The sequence below is a fragment of the Streptomyces sp. SID5910 genome (assembly GCF_009862125.1).
Classification (GTDB): Bacteria; Actinomycetota; Actinomycetes; order Streptomycetales; family Streptomycetaceae; genus Streptomyces.
The window spans coordinates 1-2,236 of record NZ_WWHX01000567.1 but is presented as its reverse complement, the minus strand read 5'-3'; the positions used below and the strand labels follow the sequence as shown (position 1 = coordinate 2,236).

Genomic DNA, 2,236 nt, shown 5'->3' with positions numbered 1-2,236 from the left:
GGGGGTCGCGTGGGGCGGCGGGCAGGTGCGGGTCCGTGCGCGGGGCCTGAAGGCCATGCCGTACTCCTCGATGGGTGGCGAACTCGGCCGCGGTGTGCGGCGGATGCCGACGAGGGAACGGCGTCCGGAGGATTTCCGGCGAGGGCGAGTGGCCGGCTCGGGTCGCCGTTAGCCTGGCGGGGAGGGGTGCGGCCGGTTTTCCGGGGGGTTCCGGGGCCGGAAACGAGGCGCGGACCGGAGGGCGTGGCAGGCGTGGGGCGTCATATCGAGCGGTTCGTGGGCGAGTTGGCGAAGGCTCGCCGGGCTGCGGGCGAACCGACGCTGCGGCGCATGGTGCGGCTGGGCGGCGCGTCCGCGCCGAGGGTCGGCACGTCCACCCTGGACGACTGGCTCAACGGCCGCTCGCTGCCTGCCAAGAAGAACGAGACCTTCCTGCTGCACCTGGTCGGCTACCTCCGCCGGGAGGCCCGTCGTCTCGACGCCGGAAGCACGGGAAGTCCGGCGATGGTCCCGGCCGAACAGGAGCGGTGGCTGCGCCTGGTGCGTGCCGCGCGCAGGGAACGGGCCGAGGAGTCGCCGGGTGGCCGTCCCCGGACCCGGACGCCGGATGCCAGGCCGGCCGGTCCCGTCACGCTGCCGCCCCCACCGGCGGACTTCGCCGGACGTACGGCCGAAACCGACGAGGTGCTGCGGTGGTTGAGACCCGGGGCGGCCGGGGCGGCCGGGGCGGCCGGGGCGGAGGCCGCGTCCGCCGTCGTCGTGTCGGCGATCGCGGGTATGGGCGGGGTCGGCAAGACCGCACTGGCCCTGCACGCGGCGCACGAGGCACAACGGCGAGGATGGTTCCCCGGCGGGGCCGTCTTCGCGGATCTGCGTGGGTACAGCGCCCGTGACCCGGTGCCCGCGGGCGCCGTCGCGGACAGGCTGCTGCGGGCCATGGGCGTGCCGGCCCGGCAACTGCCCGGCACGGAGAGCGGAGCGCTGGACGCCTGGCGACGTCTGCTGCACGACCTGGCCGGTCAGGACGCACCGCTGCTGCTCGTACTGGACAACGCCCGCGAACCGGGCCAGGCCGGCGCGCTGCTGCCGGAGCCGCCGCACCGGGCGCTGATCACCTCGCGACAGGCCCTCGGTTCACTGCCCGCCCACCGCGTGGACGTCGCCCCGCTGCCGATGGACGAGGCACTCGTGGTGCTGGACACCGCGCTGCGGGCCGGAGGCACGGAGGACGCGCGATGCTCCGACGACCCCGCCGGCGCCGAGGAGTTGGCCCGGCTGTGCGGCGGACTGCCGCTCGCGCTGCGCATCACGGCCGCCCTGCTGCGGACGGACCCGGACCGGCCCCTGGGCGCCCACGCCGAGGAACTGCGCGAGGCACGCGACCGGTTGGACGCGCTGTCGCTGGACGAGGAGGACGCGGAGGGCCGTCCGCTGGCGGTCAGGGCCAGCCTCGACCTGTCGTACCGCCACCTGCCCGCGGCACCGGCCCGCGCCCTGCGCCTGCTCGCCACCTGTCCGGGCCCCGACATCTCGACGGCCACCGCCGCCGTCCTGCTCGGTCTCCCGCGTTCCCTCGCCCGCCGCCACCTCGCCGCGCTGGCCCGCCACCACCTGATCTTCCGCGCCGGCCTGCCGACGGGGGAGGCGGAGGCTCCTCTGCCGCACGACGATGCCGAGCGCTGGTCCCTGCACGACCTCGTACGGCTCTACGCCGCGGAGCAGGCCGAGCGGCACCGCCCGGGCCTCGGCTCTGGCCCCGGCCTCAGCCCTGGCCCCGGCCTCAGTCCTGGCCCCGGCCTTGGGTCGCGCCCCGGCTCCGGTCCTGGTCCGAAAGCCGGCCCCGGCCCCGGTCCTGACGCAAGCCTCGGCCCTGGTCCGGACACCGGCCTCGGTCCGCGCCCCCGCCTCGGCCCTGGCCCTGGCCCTGGCCCTGGCCACAGCCTCAGCCCTGGCCCCAGCCTCAGCCCTGGCCCCGGCCTCGGCCCTGGTCCCGGCCTCGGTCGGTGCCCTGGCCCCGGCCTTGGACCGCGCCCCGGCCCCGGACCTGGTCCGGACGTCGGCCCCGCCCCCACCCCGGATGCCGACCCCGGCCTCGGTCCGTGCCCTGGCCCCGGCCTTGGACTGCGCCCCGGCCCCGGACCTGGTCCGGACGTCGGCCCCGCCCCTGGTCCCGACGCCGGCCCCGCCCCCACCCCGGATGCCGACCCCGACCCCGGCCTCGGCCCTGGGTCCGGCC

Annotated in this window: 1 pseudogene; it reads left to right on the top strand. The window is 77.6% G+C overall.

Going from position 1 to position 2,236, the window contains the following annotated elements:
• Positions 1 to 243: 243 nt before the first annotated feature.
• Positions 244 to 2,236: pseudogene (locus tag GTW67_RS20035) on the top strand (NB-ARC domain-containing protein); the annotation flags it as partial.